The organism is Lysinibacillus sp. CD3-6, assembly GCF_006351725.2.
GTDB lineage: Bacteria > Bacillota > Bacilli > Bacillales_A > Planococcaceae > Lysinibacillus.
Genome location: NZ_CP085880.1, coordinates 3,707,266 through 3,724,995, shown reverse-complemented (window position 1 = coordinate 3,724,995; position 17,730 = coordinate 3,707,266). Strand labels below are relative to the sequence as shown.

14 protein-coding genes, 1 pseudogene and 1 other annotated feature are annotated in these 17,730 nt (G+C 37.2%); of the genes and pseudogenes, 8 read left to right on the top strand and 7 right to left on the bottom strand.

Features of this window, described 5'->3' with window-relative positions; translation table 11 throughout:
- The first annotated feature begins 227 nt into the window (after positions 1 to 227).
- Positions 228 to 440 (top strand) — a binding site (T-box leader).
- A 91-nt stretch (positions 441 to 531) separates the two neighbouring features.
- From leuS to FH508_RS18415, 5 genes and pseudogenes are all read left to right on the top strand, one after another.
- Entirely contained in the window at positions 532 to 2,949 is a 2,418-nt protein-coding gene (leuS, locus tag FH508_RS18430; protein WP_173477613.1) for a leucine--tRNA ligase, read from the top strand.
- 151 nt (positions 2,950 to 3,100) lie between these two features.
- Positions 3,101 to 3,970, top strand: a pseudogene (locus tag FH508_RS24170) (hypothetical protein); the annotation flags it as partial.
- A 255-nt stretch (positions 3,971 to 4,225) separates the two neighbouring features.
- The gene (locus tag FH508_RS24165; protein ID WP_370635740.1) at positions 4,226 to 4,930 is read left to right on the top strand and encodes a methyl-accepting chemotaxis protein; all 705 of its coding nucleotides are present in this window, start codon (positions 4,226 to 4,228) and stop codon (positions 4,928 to 4,930) included.
- 140 nt (positions 4,931 to 5,070) lie between these two features.
- Positions 5,071 to 5,592: a sigma-70 family RNA polymerase sigma factor gene (locus FH508_RS18420; protein ID WP_173477612.1), complete on the top strand. Its 522-nt coding sequence runs from the start codon at positions 5,071 to 5,073 to the stop codon at positions 5,590 to 5,592.
- On the top strand, positions 5,579 to 6,523 hold the full coding sequence (locus FH508_RS18415) for a hypothetical protein (RefSeq protein WP_173477611.1): 945 nt from the start codon (positions 5,579 to 5,581) through the stop codon (positions 6,521 to 6,523). The genes FH508_RS18420 and FH508_RS18415 overlap by 14 nt, the downstream gene beginning before the upstream one ends.
- Positions 6,524 to 6,587: 64 nt before the next feature.
- Here FH508_RS18415 and FH508_RS18410 read toward each other — a convergent pair whose 3' ends face one another.
- Genes FH508_RS18410 through nikC form a run of 7 tightly spaced genes read right to left on the bottom strand, consistent with a single transcriptional unit; the run spans position 6,588 to position 13,235 of the window.
- Positions 6,588 to 7,853, bottom strand: coding sequence for a permease (locus FH508_RS18410; protein WP_173477610.1), 1,266 nt, complete (start codon positions 7,851 to 7,853; stop codon positions 6,588 to 6,590).
- 5 nt (positions 7,854 to 7,858) lie between these two features.
- Positions 7,859 to 8,557 (bottom strand): response regulator transcription factor, encoded by a 699-nt coding sequence (locus FH508_RS18405; RefSeq protein WP_173477609.1) that lies wholly within the window; start codon positions 8,555 to 8,557, stop codon positions 7,859 to 7,861.
- 38 nt (positions 8,558 to 8,595) lie between these two features.
- Positions 8,596 to 9,339, bottom strand: coding sequence for a sensor histidine kinase (locus tag FH508_RS18400; protein ID WP_173477608.1), 744 nt, complete (start codon positions 9,337 to 9,339; stop codon positions 8,596 to 8,598).
- A 42-nt stretch (positions 9,340 to 9,381) separates the two neighbouring features.
- The gene (locus FH508_RS18395) at positions 9,382 to 10,374 is read right to left on the bottom strand and encodes an ABC transporter ATP-binding protein (protein ID WP_173477607.1); all 993 of its coding nucleotides are present in this window, start codon (positions 10,372 to 10,374) and stop codon (positions 9,382 to 9,384) included.
- Entirely contained in the window at positions 10,371 to 11,384 is a 1,014-nt protein-coding gene (locus FH508_RS18390; RefSeq protein ID WP_173477606.1) for an ABC transporter ATP-binding protein, read from the bottom strand. Before FH508_RS18390 ends, FH508_RS18395 begins: the two co-directional genes overlap by 4 nt.
- 13 nt (positions 11,385 to 11,397) lie before the next feature.
- A complete protein-coding gene (gene nikB / locus FH508_RS18385) occupies positions 11,398 to 12,318 on the bottom strand; it encodes a nickel ABC transporter permease (RefSeq protein WP_173477605.1) in 921 nt (306 codons plus the stop codon).
- A 14-nt stretch (positions 12,319 to 12,332) separates the two neighbouring features.
- Positions 12,333 to 13,235: a nickel transporter permease gene (gene nikC, locus FH508_RS18380; protein ID WP_173477604.1), complete on the bottom strand. Its 903-nt coding sequence runs from the start codon at positions 13,233 to 13,235 to the stop codon at positions 12,333 to 12,335.
- 180 nt (positions 13,236 to 13,415) lie between these two features.
- Here nikC and FH508_RS18375 point away from each other — a divergent pair, with 180 nt between their 5' ends.
- Genes FH508_RS18375 through FH508_RS18365 form a run of 3 tightly spaced genes read left to right on the top strand, consistent with a single transcriptional unit; the run spans position 13,416 to position 17,493 of the window.
- Positions 13,416 to 14,975: a glutathione ABC transporter substrate-binding protein gene (locus FH508_RS18375; protein ID WP_173477603.1), complete on the top strand. Its 1,560-nt coding sequence runs from the start codon at positions 13,416 to 13,418 to the stop codon at positions 14,973 to 14,975.
- 59 nt (positions 14,976 to 15,034) lie between these two features.
- A complete protein-coding gene (locus tag FH508_RS18370; protein WP_173477602.1) occupies positions 15,035 to 16,285 on the top strand; it encodes an amidohydrolase family protein in 1,251 nt (416 codons plus the stop codon).
- Positions 16,282 to 17,493: an amidohydrolase gene (locus FH508_RS18365; protein WP_173477601.1), complete on the top strand. Its 1,212-nt coding sequence runs from the start codon at positions 16,282 to 16,284 to the stop codon at positions 17,491 to 17,493. Before FH508_RS18370 ends, FH508_RS18365 begins: the two co-directional genes overlap by 4 nt.
- The last annotated feature ends 237 nt before the right edge of the window (positions 17,494 to 17,730 follow it).

The following is a 17,730-nucleotide window of genomic DNA, read 5'->3' as shown; positions in this document are numbered from 1 at the left end:
TCTTTAGCATAAAAATGAAGATCAATAACGTCAAATGTACAAAAATCACTAAAATACCTAATATTTTAATTTTTTTAGCGAAAAAAGGCTGGAATTTTACAACTCTATCCAAAAAGCATAGGAAATAATTTTTTTAGCTAATTGTGTGAGAATTGTGTGCGTGTCAGGCACCGATAAAAAGAGGCTTGTGCTTTTATGCACTTTCCATTAGAATAAATGCAATACATGTAAAGACAATGATGAGGAATAGTAAATTTGTGGTTCTTTTTAGAGAGCTAGCGGTTGGTGGAAGCTAGTAGGGATGCAAATTGAACTCGCCTGCTGAGTCTGCGTACATAAGTGTTATGTGTGCCGTCATTTCCGCGTTAAGGAAGCTTGAGCCGAGTGTAATCACTAATTTGGGTGGTACCGCGGGAGATAAGAATGCTCTCGTCCCTTTCTGACAAAGGAAGGGGCGAGTTTTTTTATTTTTTAAATATTTTGTCAATTCTTACGATAAGTGGTATTGAACATATATAAGGAGGAAATAGTATGAGCTTTAATCATCAACAAGTTGAAAAAAAGTGGCAGCAATATTGGGATGTCAACAAAACATTCAAAACAGAAAATGAAACGGATAAACCGAAATTTTATGCACTTGATATGTTCCCATATCCATCAGGAGCGGGACTTCACGTAGGGCATCCAGAAGGGTATACAGCAACTGATATCCTTTCACGTTTCAAACGTATGCAAGGCTTTAATGTTTTACATCCAATGGGATGGGATGCATTCGGTTTACCTGCAGAGCAATATGCTTTAGATACAGGAAATGATCCAGCAGAATTTACAGCAAAAAATATTGCAACATTTAAGCGTCAAATTCAAGAGCTAGGATTTAGCTATGATTGGGATCGTGAAATCAACACAACAGATCCTGACTATTACAAATGGACACAATGGATTTTCATTCAATTATATAAAAAAGGCTTAGCGTATGTAGATGAAGTGGCTGTAAACTGGTGCCCTGCATTAGGAACAGTGCTTGCCAATGAAGAAGTCATTGATGGAAAATCAGAGCGTGGAGGACATCCAGTAGAACGTCGCCCAATGAAACAATGGATGCTGAAAATTACTGCCTATGCGGATCGTCTAATCGATGATTTAGAAGAAGTTGATTGGCCAGAATCGATTAAAGATATGCAACGTAACTGGATTGGACGCTCTGAAGGTGCTGAAGTAACTTTTGGCATTGAAGGAACAGATAAAAACTTTACGGTATTTACTACACGTCCTGATACGTTATTCGGTGCTACTTATACAGTACTTGCGCCTGAACATAAACTAGTGGCTGAAATTACAACAGCTGAACAACAAGCTGCTGTAGAGGCGTATCTTGAAAAAGTAAAAATGAAATCAGACTTAGAACGTACTGATTTAGCTAAAGAAAAAACAGGTGTATTTACTGGAGCGTACGCAGTGAATCCTATTAACGGTAAAAAAATGCCGATCTGGATTGCTGATTATGTATTAGCGACGTACGGCACTGGTGCTATTATGGCTGTTCCTGCTCATGACGAACGTGATTATGAATTCGCTAAAGAGTTTGGCTTAGACATCGTAGCTGTGCTTGAAGGTGGCGACATCGACAACGAAGCGTTCACAGGTGACGGTCAGCACATTAACTCGGACTTCCTTGATGGTTTAAACAAAGCAGATGGTATTGCGAAAGCGATTGAATGGTTAGAAGAAAAAGGTGTAGGTGAGAAAAAAATATCTTATCGTCTACGTGACTGGTTATTCTCTCGTCAACGTTATTGGGGAGAGCCAATTCCAATGATTCACTGGGAAGATGGCACAACAACTCCAGTACCAGAAGCAGAATTACCTTTAATGCTTCCGAAAACAGATAATATTCGTCCATCAGGAACAGGTGAATCACCATTAGCTAATATTACTGATTGGGTAAATGTTGTAAATCCTGAAACAGGTATGAAAGGTCGCCGTGAAACAAATACAATGCCTCAATGGGCAGGGTCTAGCTGGTACTTCTTACGTTATATTGATCCGAACAATACAGAAGCGATTGCTGATCCTGAGTTATTAAAACGTTGGTTACCAGTCGATATTTATATTGGAGGAGCAGAGCATGCAGTATTGCACTTACTATACGCACGCTTCTGGCACAAAGTACTGTATGACCTAGGTGTAGTTCACACGAAAGAGCCATTCCAAAAATTATTTAACCAAGGCATGATTCTTGGTGAAGGTAATGAAAAAATGTCTAAATCAAAAGGCAATGTCGTGAACCCAGATGAGATTATTGAGTCTCATGGTGCAGATACACTTCGCCTTTATGAAATGTTCATGGGTCCATTAGAAGCTTCCGTTGCTTGGTCTACGAATGGCTTAGATGGTGCTCGTCGATTCTTAGATCGTATTTGGCGTTTATTTGTTAATGAGGAAGACGGCACATTATCAGCGAAAGTTCAACATTCAGACGATAAGTTCCTAGAAAAGTCATATCACCAAACAGTGAAAAAAGTAACAGAAGACTATGAAGGTATTCGTTTCAATACAGCTATTTCACAAATGATGGTATTCATTAATGATTGCTACAAAGCAGAAGTACTTCCTACGGCTTACGCTGAAGGATTTGTAAAAATGCTAGCACCAATTGCACCACATGTCGCAGAGGAGCTATGGCAGCTGTTAGGTCATGATGCAACATTATCTTACGAGCAATGGCCAGCATACGACGAGTCTAAACTAGTAGACGATGAAGTAGAAGTGGTTGTTCAAGTGGCAGGTAAAGTGCGTGCAAAAATCATCGTTGCAAAAGATGCTTCAAAAGAAGAAATTGAAAAAGTAGCATTAGCTGATGAAAAAGTACAAGAATACATGGCTGGTAAAGACTTGGTAAAAATTATTGTAATTCCAGGTAAACTTGTTAATATCGTTGTTAAATAAATAAAAGGAAGAACCGTGATTTTACGCTTATTATTAGCGTAAAATCACGGTTTTTTTTCGCCAATTTCTAATAGTAAGTCTGGAGATAATGCGACATGATTTGACAAAACATAGGTAAAAAAGATATTAATTTAGATTTTTATAGCAAAATATGTATCTTTTGGCGTTAATAAAGGTTAAAATTCTCTATGTATATAGTAATGAAAATGATGCGAAAAGGAGAATATTTATGAAAAAATCACAGAGATTGAGCGATAAGGTATTATTGTTCGCTAGTATTGTGGTAGTCCTTATTGTAGGACTAGTGATAGGTATTTTATATATGAATACGAATAATTCAGTTGAAGGAGCAATAGGTCGTGATGGCGTATCGAAAGCACAAACTATCGCCTCACTTGTAGATGTGGAATCATATAAAAAATTAATTGATTCTGATGATGATAAGTCAACGTTATATAAAGATTTGCGTGAAGAATTAAATACATTACGTATACATAATGGTCTTTTATATGCTTATGTTTTATATCCACCTACAGAGGGTGAAAATTTGAAATTTTTAGTCGACGGTTTACCGTTAGATGAAGAAATGGCTGGCGCTATGGGGGACCCATCTGAGGTTCTTACATATAAAGATGGTCAAAAGGCTATTGATCAAGATGGCTATTATTCAGCAATACAAAAAAGTGAAACATACGGGTCTCTAATGTCAGCTATTACCCCATTAAAAGATAGTGAAGGAAATACGGTTGCCTTTGTCGGTGTAGATATGATGGCAAATGATGTGCAGGCTGTTCAAAGCGATGTGTTAAAACATACGATTCCTTATATTGTTATTATTTTATTAATTGGTGGCGTAATTTTAATTGGTATTATTCGCTTTTATACAAATCGCTTATTACAGCCTCTTGTTGTTTTAAAAGATGTAGCAGAGCAATTTGCTGATGGAGATATTCGCAGTGCTGAACAAGGCTTAGATGCAATTAAAGTAGCAGGAAACAATGAAATTTCTGCTTTTGCCAGAGCATTTACACAATCCATGTATAAATTAAAGGAAACATTCCATTTGATTCATGGGACTGCTCTTAATTTACAACAAGCCATTGATAATATTCATTCTTCGACGGGAACAGTAAGTAGTTCGAACAGTGAAGTGGCAAATAGTATTGTGACGATTGCAAGTGGTAGCGAACAGCAACGTGCTAACAATGAAGAAGTTGTTCGTGCGATGGAGGAAATGGTATCAGGCATTCAACGTATGGCAGACGCTACATCGAATGTGGCGGAGTCATCGAACGATATTACGGATCGTGTACAAACGGGAGTGGCAAATTCTGAAAATGTTGTATTTAAAATTCATCAAGTTGAGAAATCTGTTCTAGCAACTTCAGATCATGTTACAGAAATGGGTAAGCAATTCCGCTCTATTGAAGAAATGGTAGCTGTTATTACAAGTATTGCAGATCAAACTAATTTACTAGCATTAAATGCGGCGATTGAAGCAGCCCGTGCAGGTGAGGCAGGTAAGGGGTTTGCCGTAGTCGCTGATGAAGTAAGAAAATTAGCTGAAATGTCTCGTGTTTCAGCTGAAAACATTCAAAATCAATTACAAAGTTTTAGCATTACGACAACAAAGGCATTGGAAGAGATGCAGACTAGCGCTACAAGTGTGAAAGATGGTAGTGAAGAAGTAGGCAAAATTGGCCAAGCATTAGTGATGATCTTACAAGCTGTGCAAAGCGTCAACCAAGAAATACAAGAAAACTCTGCTATTATTGAGCAAATGTCAGCAAGCTCAGAGGAAGTATTGGCATCTGCTGAACAAATGAATAATGTCATTATTATGAATGCAAATCGTGCAGAAAGTGTTGCACAGGCTTCAGACCAACAAATGACGATTGTCCATGATTTAGAGTCAGTCGTGGAAGAGCTAGAAAACAGCTCTAAAAAAATGTTTGATGCTATCAATCATTTTAAAATTTAACGACTTGCGTTGAGACTTTAACAATTGACAAAGTATACTTAAGAAAAAAGTGCCTGAAAAATGGGCACTTTTTTCATTTTAGTGAAACTATCTTAAAAGATTTTACGACTATAGGATGAGTGGAAAAGGGGGGGGCTCTCGTGAGTGAGCATTTAACAGCCATAATGGAAGAGCACGGCGAATATTGCCTACGTGTGGCTTATTTATATGTGCGAGACTGGTCGATTGCTGAAGAAATTGTGCAAGATGTATTTCTCGCCTATTACTTGCAACAGAATCGCTTTGAACAAAGAGCTTCGCTTAAAACCTATTTAGTAAAAATTACAGTACATAAAAGTCATGATTATTTAAGAAGCTGGAAAAATAAACGCCATCAATTATTTGGCAAGCTTCATTTTGGTGTAAGTAAAAGGACTCCAGAAATAGATCTCATCAAAGCCGATGAACGAGTGACGTTGAAAGCAGCTTTATTTGAGCTACCCATAAGTTATAGGGAAGTGTTAATTCTTTATTATTATCAGGAATTAAAAGTGCGTGAAATAGCAGATGTGCTTGGTTGTACTGAAAATACAGTAAAAACAAGGTTACGTAGAGCAAGGCAAATGCTACAAGACAAACTCGAACGAAGCGATTGGGAGGTGCTTGGAGATGACATCTTTTAAAAAGAAGCTGGATGAGGAAATAGGAGAAGCACCACGTTTTACGAAAGCATTACAGGAGCGTATTGTCCATAGCGCAGAGCAACACCAGCCTAAACAAAATGGCGGTTGGCAGTACCCCACAATTATAGTTGCTGCAATTGTGACGCTACTTTTTTTAATTGCCAGTGGACCGTGGGAACGAACAGAGTATGTTCAGCATGCTTCAATTGTTGAACTAGCGCAAATTGAAGAAATACAACAATTGTCCATCGTACAAAATTGGGATGAAGATAGGATTAACGTGGGAAGAATAGGTTGGGTAATAGGGCAACAAGAGTTTACAAAAGGGACTGAAACTAAGCTAATTGAGAACGTACTTCAAAATGCCGTTGTAGCACAGAAGAATGATGATTACTATGGAGTGAGTGATGTATGGGTAGCGTTTGACAATGGGCAAACGGTAAAGGTGAAAATGTTTAAAAATAAGGATAAGGAGCAACTTGCATTTCTCGATATACAGACAAATACCTTTTATCAGGTTAATGATGAGCAAGCTGTAATCGAATTTACAAATTTCCTTTTCAAGGAAGATCCATTTAACTTTACCGTATTTCTCCTATGGATTGGTGTTATTATACTAGGTGCTTGGATAACTGAAAGAGCGGTTCGGTGGAAATTTAACATCCCGAAAGAGCCGAAGTATGTAAGTGTTAATCATCAGCGAGTGGTATTTACGTTTAAGGTCATTAATATTATTGCAATTACTATATTTAATTTAAAAGGTTGGATTATATATATTGCTGCAGATTTTACGTTAATTATTACTTTAACATTAATTAATGTAGCAACCGAATATTATTTTGGACGACATGAAAAAAGACATTATGTAGCGGTCACAACAACAACCTATTTGCTTATTGTATTTACCGCTTTTATCATTTGGGTTCAATAATAGAAAAAAGATGGTTCGCTAGCTGGCGAACCATCTTTTTTAGCATGATATGTAAATGAATTGGCTAATCGTCAGCTGTTGGAAAACGACTCGCCTGCTGAAGCATGAATTGAGTGATACACGAGATGATAAAGCTTACAGCTAGACCGTATAGAGCACTAAAATAGAGGCCAACAATAATGCCAATCAAAATAGAGAGCAATATGGCGAACCAGCTATGCTTATGAATCGTTCTCTTTGTAAATAGTAGAATAATGATAAACGGTAACATTGTAATATGGATAAAGGCAAAGCAATATATTACGCCTAAAATCGTTATTTTAATGGATAAAAATAGACTAAATAATAGCACCATTAAGCCTATTAAATAGTAATAATAGGGTTTACGTGTAGAAAAGAAGTGTTTTGTTGCACGCATTTCTACAATTAATGTAGTCACAATTGCCAAAATCGTAATTACAAGAAAAGCAAATGTAAGAAAACCTGGCTGGACCTCATATAAAAAAGTGAGCACTAAAATTTGAAATTGGCCGTATGAGCCACTATATAGGGCAATCATTAAGATTGCTGTAAAGGATAACGTTAATAAAGCTAAAACGACACCTGAAGAAAATAAGCTTCGGCGTACTTTTTTAGGTTTAATAAAGGCAACTAAATACCAAGTCGATTTATCAAACAGCACTTGCCCTAAAATAGCTAATTGGATGACAACATAAAACAACAGGATTTCGCTGTTTTTAAAGTAAAATAAATATGGATGGTATAAACGAATTCCTTCATAAACAGTGCTTGCTCCATTTTGCACAAAATAAAAAATAGGGATAAAAATGAGTAGAGAAAATAACAGTATAATAAATAACGTATCTAGCCATAATATCCCTTTTAAAGACATGAAACGGTCCAATACTAACATGCCAACTAGAAACATTGCTAAAGTGATTGGCACTGGTATATTGAACATAATAGTTGATAATACACTAATACTAATGAATTGAATGAGCCAAATTTCAATGCCTGTAAGCAAGTAAAACAGCCGTATGACTTTTAAATTGATTCCACTTAGTTTTTCATGCATTCTCACCATCAAAAAACTTTGTTGGTGTTGGCTTTGAGAATAGCCGCTTTTATTTAAAAAAGAACCGAGAACGATAAACGAAATGGCTGTTGCAATTGTATAGCAAATACCCGCCATAAAACCATAAGAAATAAGTGCAGATGGGGAGGATAATAAAAAATTACCACTAATCCATCTTGCTAATAATATGATAACACCTGCTGTCGTACTTAAACTTGCTAGCGGTACAAGAAGTGAAAGTTTTTTAAAATACATATGTTTTACTGCCCTTTATACTTTTGTGATACTTTGTATTGACGTGGCGACTGATGATATTTTTTCTTAAATGCGACACTGAAATAATGCTGACTATTAAAACCACAACTTTCAGCAATCGTAGACATACTGGCTTCCATGTTGTCATTCATCTTTTTTATAGCCATCTCTAATCGGTAATTATTAATATACTCGTTAATGCCAATCGATTGCTCCTCTAAAAATTTACGGCTTAAATAGCTTGGATTTAAATGGATTTTTTCAGCAATAATATTGAGTGTAAGTTTTTCATAATAATTTTCATGAATATAGGAAAGTGCACTTTGAATGGCATCGTGGTTGGAACTCCACACTTTATATTTTTCAACAATAGCATTTAATTCACTTGCAATAACTGGCTTTGTTAAATAATCCGTCACCCCGATGCGTAGAGCTTTTTGTGCGTATTCAAAGGTCTGAAATGCCGTAACCATAATAATATCTAATTCATAAAGATCCTTTAATTCCTTGCTCAACGTTATACCATCCTTTCCAGGCATTTGGATGTCTAAAAAGGCGATGGTCATACGATGCTTTTTTGCTAATTGTAATGCTTGAGAAGCATCGAGAGCCGTGTGAAATTTCCAATTTGGAAAATGTGGCTTTAATAAATAAATCATTTGTTCTAGTTCTAATGGCTCGTCATCAGCGATTAATATATTCATGTTGCTTCATCCTTTCCTTTAGGACTTACTTCTATTGCTTACGCAGGAACATGAATAGTAACGGTATAAATTTCCTTCTCGCTAACGGTCGAAAATAAAATATTTTCAAGTCCGTATATAAGTTGGAGACGTTTTTGAACATTTTCAAGTCCATAGCCTTGCTGCAATGCATCATCAGTATGGTTAATTGCCGAATCAATTGGCTGTGTATTTTTTATTTCAAGCAATAAAATATTGTCCATTTTTTTTATATAAATAGATAGCTCTGCAGGTCCGATGTGCTTCTCAAAGCCATGTTTAAAGGCATTTTCAATAATTGTTTGAAAAATAAACGGCGGTATTTTGACTGAGAGAGCATCATTATCGATAAATTTATTGACGGTTAAACGATGACCGAAACGTAGCTGCTGAATATTTAAATAGCTCTCAACAAATTGGACCTCGTTTTTTAAAGCGATTAAGACATCGTGATCATTATATTTAAATTTAAAAAACGTTGCTAAAGCTTCAATACCTGCAACTAAGTCTTCTTTACGATTAATGCGGGCTAGGCTTAACAAAGAATTTAAAGCATTAAAAAAGAAGTGTGGTTGTATTTGCTGATTCAGTTGAAGTATATTCGCACGCTGCAAATCCTGCTCTAGCTCCAAATGTCTTTTTTCTTCCTCAAGACTATCAATCTGTTTTTCAAAAATAAATATAAATGTAAGCAGAAAAGCTCCAATGATTGGAGCGATTACACATAGGAGAATATATATGTTGAATGTTTCTAGTTGTAACATAATAAAAATGACCTCTCCCGTTTAGTATAAGTGTAAGTTACATTAAACTAAATTTTCTGCAAAATGGCAAGCTACCTGATGCGTCTGATTTATTTCCCGTAGCGCTGGAATTTCAACTTTACATTTATCTGTTGCAAACGGACAACGTGTATGAAAGCTACAACCTGAAGGAGGATTTAGAGGGGATGGAATATCTCCCTTCAAAATAATGCGTTCCTTCCGATGCTGCTTATCGATAATTGGTATAGACGAAAATAGTGCTTTTGTATAAGGGTGAAGCGGCTGAGAGAAAAGGGAATGCTTGTCGGCTATTTCGACAACTTTTCCGAGATACATTACCATAACACGATCAGATATATGTCGCACGACACTTAAATCATGCGAAATAAATAAAAACGTCAAATCTAAATCACGCTGTAGTTTTTTTAGTAAATTTAATATTTGAGCTTGAATAGACACATCTAATGCAGATACCGATTCATCACAAATAATAATTTTTGGATTGACTGCAAGTGCTCTCGCAATACCGATACGTTGTCGCTGTCCACCAGAAAATTCATGTGGATAGCGCTCGAGGTATTCTGGACGTAAACCAACGAGAGTCATTAATTCTAGCATTCGTGACTCTTGTTGCGCTGGCGGTACAATTTTTTGAATAGACATCGCCTCTGTCAGCATTTTGCGAATCGTTCTGCGCGGATTAAGGGAAGCGTAAGGGTCCTGAAAAATAATTTGCATATCCTTTCTTGCAGCCCGTAGTTCTTTTTTATTCATCTCTACTAAGTTTTTGCCGAACAATAATACTTCGCCTGATGTCGGTTCATCCAATCGTAAAATAGCACGACCTGTTGTCGATTTCCCACAGCCTGATTCCCCAACAATGCTTAGCGTTTCACCTGGCATAATATTGAAAGAAACACCATCTACAGCTTTCACAACTTGCTGTGGACCAAAGAGTTTTTCTTTTTTTAAGAAAAAATGCTGTTTTAAGTCGTTTACTTGTAATAATGGTTGCGCGTTTTTATTCATCGTCATACTACCATCTCCTCCTTCACTGATTCACCTTGCCATTCTTCACTATACATCCAGCATCTTACCTTTTTATCGGACTCTACAGTAATGAGCTCTGGTTGCTGCACACGACATAGCTCCGTTGCAAACGGACAGCGTTCAGCATAACGGCAGCCATTCGGATAGTGATATGGACTTGGTACAGTACCGTGGATTGTCGATAGCTCTTCTTGATCTTCATAAAGCTTTGGTAATGATTGAATTAAACCCTTTGTATAAGGATGGAGAGGCTTCTCAAAAAGGCTATCTGTAGAGCCTTCTTCTACTACTTGGCCCGCATACATTACCGCAATTTTATCGCAAATTTCTGCTACTACTCCGAGGTCATGTGTGATAAAAATAATGCTCATTCCTAATTGCTGTTGTAAGTTTCGAATAATATCAATAATCTGTGCTTGAATCGTTACATCTAGCGCGGTTGTTGGCTCGTCAGCAATTAATACATCTGGTGTGCAAGCTAAAGCCATTGCAATCATAATACGCTGTCGCATTCCGCCACTTAATTGATAAGGCTCCTGCTTTGCTCTTTTTTCTGGAGCTGGTATGCCGACTAGACGAATCATTTCAACTGCCTGTTGCCAAGCTTCCTTACGGGACAACCCTTGATGTAAACGTATTGTTTCAGCAATTTGCTCACCAACTGTTAAGACGGGATTTAGGCTCGTCATCGGCTCCTGGAATATCATTGATATTTTGTTGCCCCTTATTTTCCGTAGCTCTTCTTCTGACAGTTTCATTAAATCTGTATTGTTTAGTAGTATTTCACCATTAATGATCTTACCTGGTGGTGAAGGTACTAATCTGAGGAGGGAAAGAGAAGTCATGGATTTCCCACAACCCGATTCACCAACAATGCCTAACGTTTCTCCTTTATGAAGTGTAAACGATACGCCATCTACAGCCTTTGCGACCCCTTCACTAGAATAAAAATATGTTTGTAAGTTTTTTACTTCCAATACAGTATCTCGTTTCATGATCATTTCCCCCCTAATTTAAGTCAATTCGTTTATTAAATATTCTGTATAAAATATCGACAAAGAGATTGATAACAACAAATATTAATGAAGCTACAAGTACGCCGCCTTGTACAACGGGTATATCTCGAGTACGAATAGCATCCACAATCATACGACCAAGTCCGTTTACGGCAAAAACAGATTCAACTAATACTGTTCCTCCAAGTAAAGTACCAAACTGTAATCCTACTACTGTAATGACAGGTATTAATGCATTGCGTAATGCGTGTTTTAGAATGATAACGTAACCTTTTAATCCCTTTGCTTTTGCTGTACGGATGTAGTCTTGATTGACAACTTCAAGCATACTGGAGCGTGTCATTCGTGCGACAATAGCAGCACCTCCAGCACCGAGTGTAATGGCTGGTAAAATAATATGCTTTGCACTTTCCCATCCTGCTACTGGCAGCCAATGGAGCTGTACTGAAAATACATACATTAATAAAATGCCAAGCCAAAAGCTTGGTAGAGAAATGCCGAGCAGCGCAACAATCATTAACCCAACATCTAAAATTGAATAGGGACGTATTGCTGAAATAATTCCTGCAATAAGACCTAACACAATGGTAATTAAAATACTATATATCGCCAGCTCAATTGTAATCGGTAAGCGTGCCGTAATTTCCTCAAAAACGGGTTGCTTATTTTTTAAGGAATTCCCCATATCGCCATGTAAAAGATTGTTTATATATTCTCCGTATTGAACATATAAAGGTTTGTTTAACCCTAAGTTTTCGCGTAATTCTTCAACCGTTTCATTTGAAGCACCTTCACCAGCTAAAATCAACGCAGGATCACCAGGGATCATCTGCATAATTAAAAACACAACGAGTGTTACACCTAATGTAACAGGGATAATTTGCGCAATTCGTTTTAAGATAAATAGTGTCATATCGCTACACTCCTTTAATTTTTCATTCTCGGATCAAGTGCATCTCGTAAACCATCTCCAAATAAGTTAAAGCCGAGTACAAGTATCGAAATCATCAGCCCAGGAAACATCGCCATATATGGAGCAGTAAAAATAAAATCTCTACCGTTAGAGAGCATGGCTCCCCATTCTGGTGATGGAGGCTGAGCACCTAAACCTAAAAATGATAAACCAGCAGCTGATAAAATGGCTGTAGCTAAACGCATAGATGCTTGCACAATAATTGGTGATAAAATATTAGGGAAAACATGCTTCGCTAAAATTGTCACATCGTTCGCACCGAGTGTTCGGACAGCATCAATGTATTCCAATTTTTTAACTTCCATCGTAGAACCGCGCACGATACGAGCGAACATCGGTATTGAGAAAAAGCCAACAGCAATTGTGACGTTAATTAGGCTTGGTCCTAATGCACTGACAATCGCCAATGCTAGTAAAATACCAGGGAAGGCGAGCATGATATCTAAAATTCGGCTAATAATGGAATCAATCCATCGGCCATAATAGCCTGCAATAAGCCCTAATAACGTGCCAATCGTTCCACCAAAAAGTACGGCTGAAAAACCGACACCAATTGACAGGCGTGAACCATATAGTATTCGACTAAAAATATCACGACCTTTATCATCCGTCCCCATTAAATGATCCAAGCTAGGTGCCTGCAATTTTTGATCCAACTGCACATCATATGGATCGTAAGGAGCAAAGATTGGCCCGATAAGAAACATAATTAAATAAAGAAGAATAATGATACCACCTGCAACAGCTGCTTTATTTTTTTTAATTTTGTTGAGAAAACCAATCATATTTTTTTTCCGAGATGCTTTGCGCGCATCCGATAATATAGAATGATCTATCGTTGTAGTTACTTTCTCCATAATGATTTCTCCTTTTTTTTAGATGTGATATCAATTTATTGAAAAGAGAACAGAAAGTAAATATTCCAGAACGTATTAGTCAGAAAATTTAAAAAACAAGTAAAGATTTTAAAAAACAAGTAAATTTTATTTCTTTATAATTCGAAATGTAAGCAACAATTTAACAAGGAGGAGTAATTTATGAAGAAAATGAAATTGTTTTTATTTTTAGCGCTTATGACTGTCGTTATTTTGCAAGCTTGTTCGACCGCAAGTAACAATAGTACAGAGGGATCAAAGGAAGGATCGAAAAGTGTAGGAGGGGAACTTATCGTTTTAAGAGCTTCAGATGCTACAAGTCTTGACCCACACTTTATTACAGATATTCCTTCAGCAAATATTATTCATGGGAAAGTCTATGAAACATTAGTAGCTTTTGATAGAGACCGAAAAATTGTTCCGTTACTAGCAAAATCATGGGAGCAAAAGGATGAGTTAACGTGGACCTTTACTTTAAATGAGGGCATTAAGTTCCATGATGGTGAAGATTTGAATGCTGAGGCAGTAAAAGCGACATTCAATCGTATTTTAGATCCAGCGACAGGCTCACCACAACGCGATAAGCTATCTATGATTAGCGAAGTTGTAGTAGATGATACGTATGTTGTGACATTAAAACTAAAAAATCCATATGCCCCACTTCTTTCGATTTTAGCGAGCCAAGAAGGTAGCATAATTAGCCCGAAAGCCATTACGGAATCAGCAGATCAGTTGGCAACAAATCCAGTAGGCACGGGTCCATTTATTTTTGAATCTTGGAAAACAGGTCAAGCAATTACATTAAATACAAATAAGGATTATTGGGGTACTGTACCGAAAATTGATAAAGTGACATTTAAAATCGTCCCTGAAGATTCAACTCGTTTAGCGATGATTGAAAGTGGGGAAGCGCATATTGCCGATCAAGTGCCAGTGACCGATATCGCTAGAATTGAAAATTCTTCAACAATGAATTTATTCCGCACAGAGGGACTTGCTGTTGAATTTATCGGTTTTAATGTGAAAGACTCGTTATTATCGAATGTCAAAGTACGTCAGGCAATTAGCTATGCTGTTGACCGCGAGGCAATTATAAGTGGGATTTATAATAATGTAGGTACACTTGCAAATTCAGCAATGAGTCCAAAAGTTATAGGTTATTCAAATGAAACAAAGGCCTATGATTATGATGTTGTAAAGGCAAAACAACTGTTAAAAGAAGCAGGGATTAAAGAAGGCACTAAACTGAAATTACTAACAAGTGATCGCAAAGAGCGCATTAATATGGCTGAGGTTGTGCAATCTCAATTAAAAGGCATTGGCTTAGATGTAGAAATTCAAGTAATGGAATACGGTGCATTTATTTCAGAAATTACGAAAGAACAGCATCAATTATTTATTAGTGGCTGGGGTAATGCAACTGGTGACGCTGATTATAACCAATACAATCTGTTCCACACAGCTTCAATGGGCGCACCAGGAAATCACTTCTATTATAGTAATCCAGAAATTGATAAGTTAATTGAAGAAGGTCGTACGGAATCAGACCAAGCTACTCGTAATGACATCTACAAAAAAGCGATGCAATTAGAGTTAGATGAAGCGGTATATATTCCAGTTCGAAATTATGAGCATTTAGCAGTTTATAGTAATGCTGTAAAGGGCTTTTGGTTAGATGCTTCCAATTACACAATGCTTAGCGGAGTGGAAATTGTCCAATAAGGCTAGAGGGGCACTTGTTTTATGAACAATCATCAAAATACGAATTAGGAGAGTAAACTATGAGCACACTATTGCTAAAAAATGTGAGATTAGAAGAAGCTTTTGAACATGATAACGAGCACATTGTTGCGACTCGTACAGCTATTTATGATGTCCTAATTGAAGATGGGCAAGTAAAAAAGGTAGATAAGAATATAGTAGTTTCCGAAGATGTTGAAGTGTTGGATGCCCAACATCAATTGTTAGTCCCTTCCTTCCGAGAAATGCATATTCATATTGATAAAACGTATTTTGGTGGGGAATGGCAAGCACCAAGACCCATTACAAAAGGAATACTAACACGCATTGAGGAAGAACAGACGCTATTACCGAAGCAATTACCAACGGCTGCTTATCGTGCTGAGGAAATGGTGAAATGGCTTATTGCTCAAGGGCATACACATATTCGTTCCCATTGTAATGTTGATCCACAAATTGGCACAAAGCATATTGAAATTACAAAACAAGTGTTAGAGAAATATAAGGAACAAATTACGTATGATATTGTGGCCTTCCCGCAGCATGGTCTTCTTCGTTCAAATGTAGAAGGATTAATCCGCGAGGCAATGACAATGGGGGCAACATTAGTTGGCGGTGTTGATCCATCGATAGTGGATCGCAATATTGAAAAATCACTCCAAACAACAATGCAAATAGCTCAAGATTATAACACAGGGATAGATATTCATATTCATACTGCTAATACATTGGGCGAATTTGAGTTTTATAAATTGATTGATTTAACAAAGCAAGCCAAAAAAGAGGGACAAGTGACAATTAGTCATGCAATGGCACTCGCAGATTTAGCGCAGCCGCAATTAGAAAATCTAGTACATGCAATGGCTTCTGTGCAAATGGATGTGACAACTACAGTACCGATTGGGATTAATCGTTCTACAATACCGATCCCTTATTTATATGAAAAAGGGGTGAAGGTATCAGTTGGGCATGATAGTTTAACAGATCATTGGTCCCCATATGGTACAGGCAATACTATTACAAAATTAAATGTGATGGCTGAAAGATTCCGTTTTATGGATGAATATTCTTTAAGCCGTGCATGGAAATATGCTTCTGGCGGTATCACTCCTTTGAATGATGAGGGGGAGCGTGTATGGCCAAAGGCTGGTGATGTCGCGAATATGTTGCTAGTAGATGGCGTTAGTACGGCACATGTTGTAGCTAGAAGATGTCCAATCTCTACTGTCATTTCGCAAGGCGAAATAATTCACCAGCAGGAAGTTGGAGAGTTGAAAGGAGAATACAGATGAAGCAGTGGCTTACAAACGTTCTACTTGAAACAGGCGAGTATATAAAAGATAATGATACAGTTGGTACAAAGGTCGAGCTTTTTAACATTGAAATTACTGAAGGTGTAATTTCGCAAATTATTCCAGCAACACAAGCAATTGATGCTTCACAAAACGTTACAGATATGAAGGGCAAGCTTCTTTTACCTGCTTTTAAGGAAATGCATAATCATTTAGATAAAACATATTTATCATTACCTTGGAAAGCTGTCACACCCTCAAAAAATTTAAAAGATCGATTAGCACAAGAAGCAAGAGAGCTACCGATTTTAGCACATACGGGAAAACAGCGTGCTGTGGCAATGATTGAAAAAATTATTAGCAACGGAACGAATCATATTCGTACCCATGTAAATATAGATCCGTATATAGGGTTGAAAAATTTAGAGGGTGTATTAGCGGCATTAGATGATTATAAAAATATTGTAACAGCAGAGATCATCGCATTTCCGCAGCATGGCTTACTAAGAGATAATGTACCTCAGTTACTCCGTGATGCATTACGCAACGGGGCAACAATGATTGGTGGGCTAGATCCTGCTGGAATTGATAATACGATCGAGCGCTCTCTCTACGAAACAATGGATATTGCCCATGAATTTAATGTCGATGTGGATATTCACTTACATGATGGCGGTCATGTCGGCTACTATACAATAGATAAATGGCTTGATATGGTGGAGGAGACAAACTACCAAGGTAGAACAGCAATAAGCCATGCCTTTGCTTTAGGTGATGTATCAATAATGGAACAACATAGTATTGCCAATCGCCTTGCCGAGCAACAAGTGAAAATCATGTCTACAGTGCCCTATAATATTAATCGTGTGATGCCACCAATTGATTTATTGTCAGAGCATGGAGTCGATGTGCATTTTGGTTGTGATGGATTTTTTGATTCATGGAGTCCATATGGTTCAGGCGATATTTTAGAAAAAGTAACGACGTTTGCAGACATTTCTCGAAAACTAGATGAGCGTTCTATTCGTCAAACATTAAAATACATTACAAACGGTATGACGCCGTTAGATACAAATGGTCAAAAGGTTTGGCCAAATGTAAATGATGAGGCAAGCTTTGTATTTTTTGACGCAGTATCAAGCGCTGAAGTTATTGCAAGAAGACCTCTAGAACGTACGGTCATGTCTAAAGGAATATTTATTCGTTAAAAACATTGGAGAGGCATATCGAATTGTGCCGTTCTTATAATAAAATTATCCCCCTTAAATAATTTTATATAGATGAAAATCCACTTACATTCCTGTGCTGAAGTATCGCTTTCATGGTGATAGCGATACTTAGCAAAGGAAGGCAAAGCGGTTTTTTTAATTTGTAGCAATGTTTTCACTTGTTTCGGCATGGCATTTAGCGGCATTCAAACCAAGGCTGAATCAAGCGAAAATCTC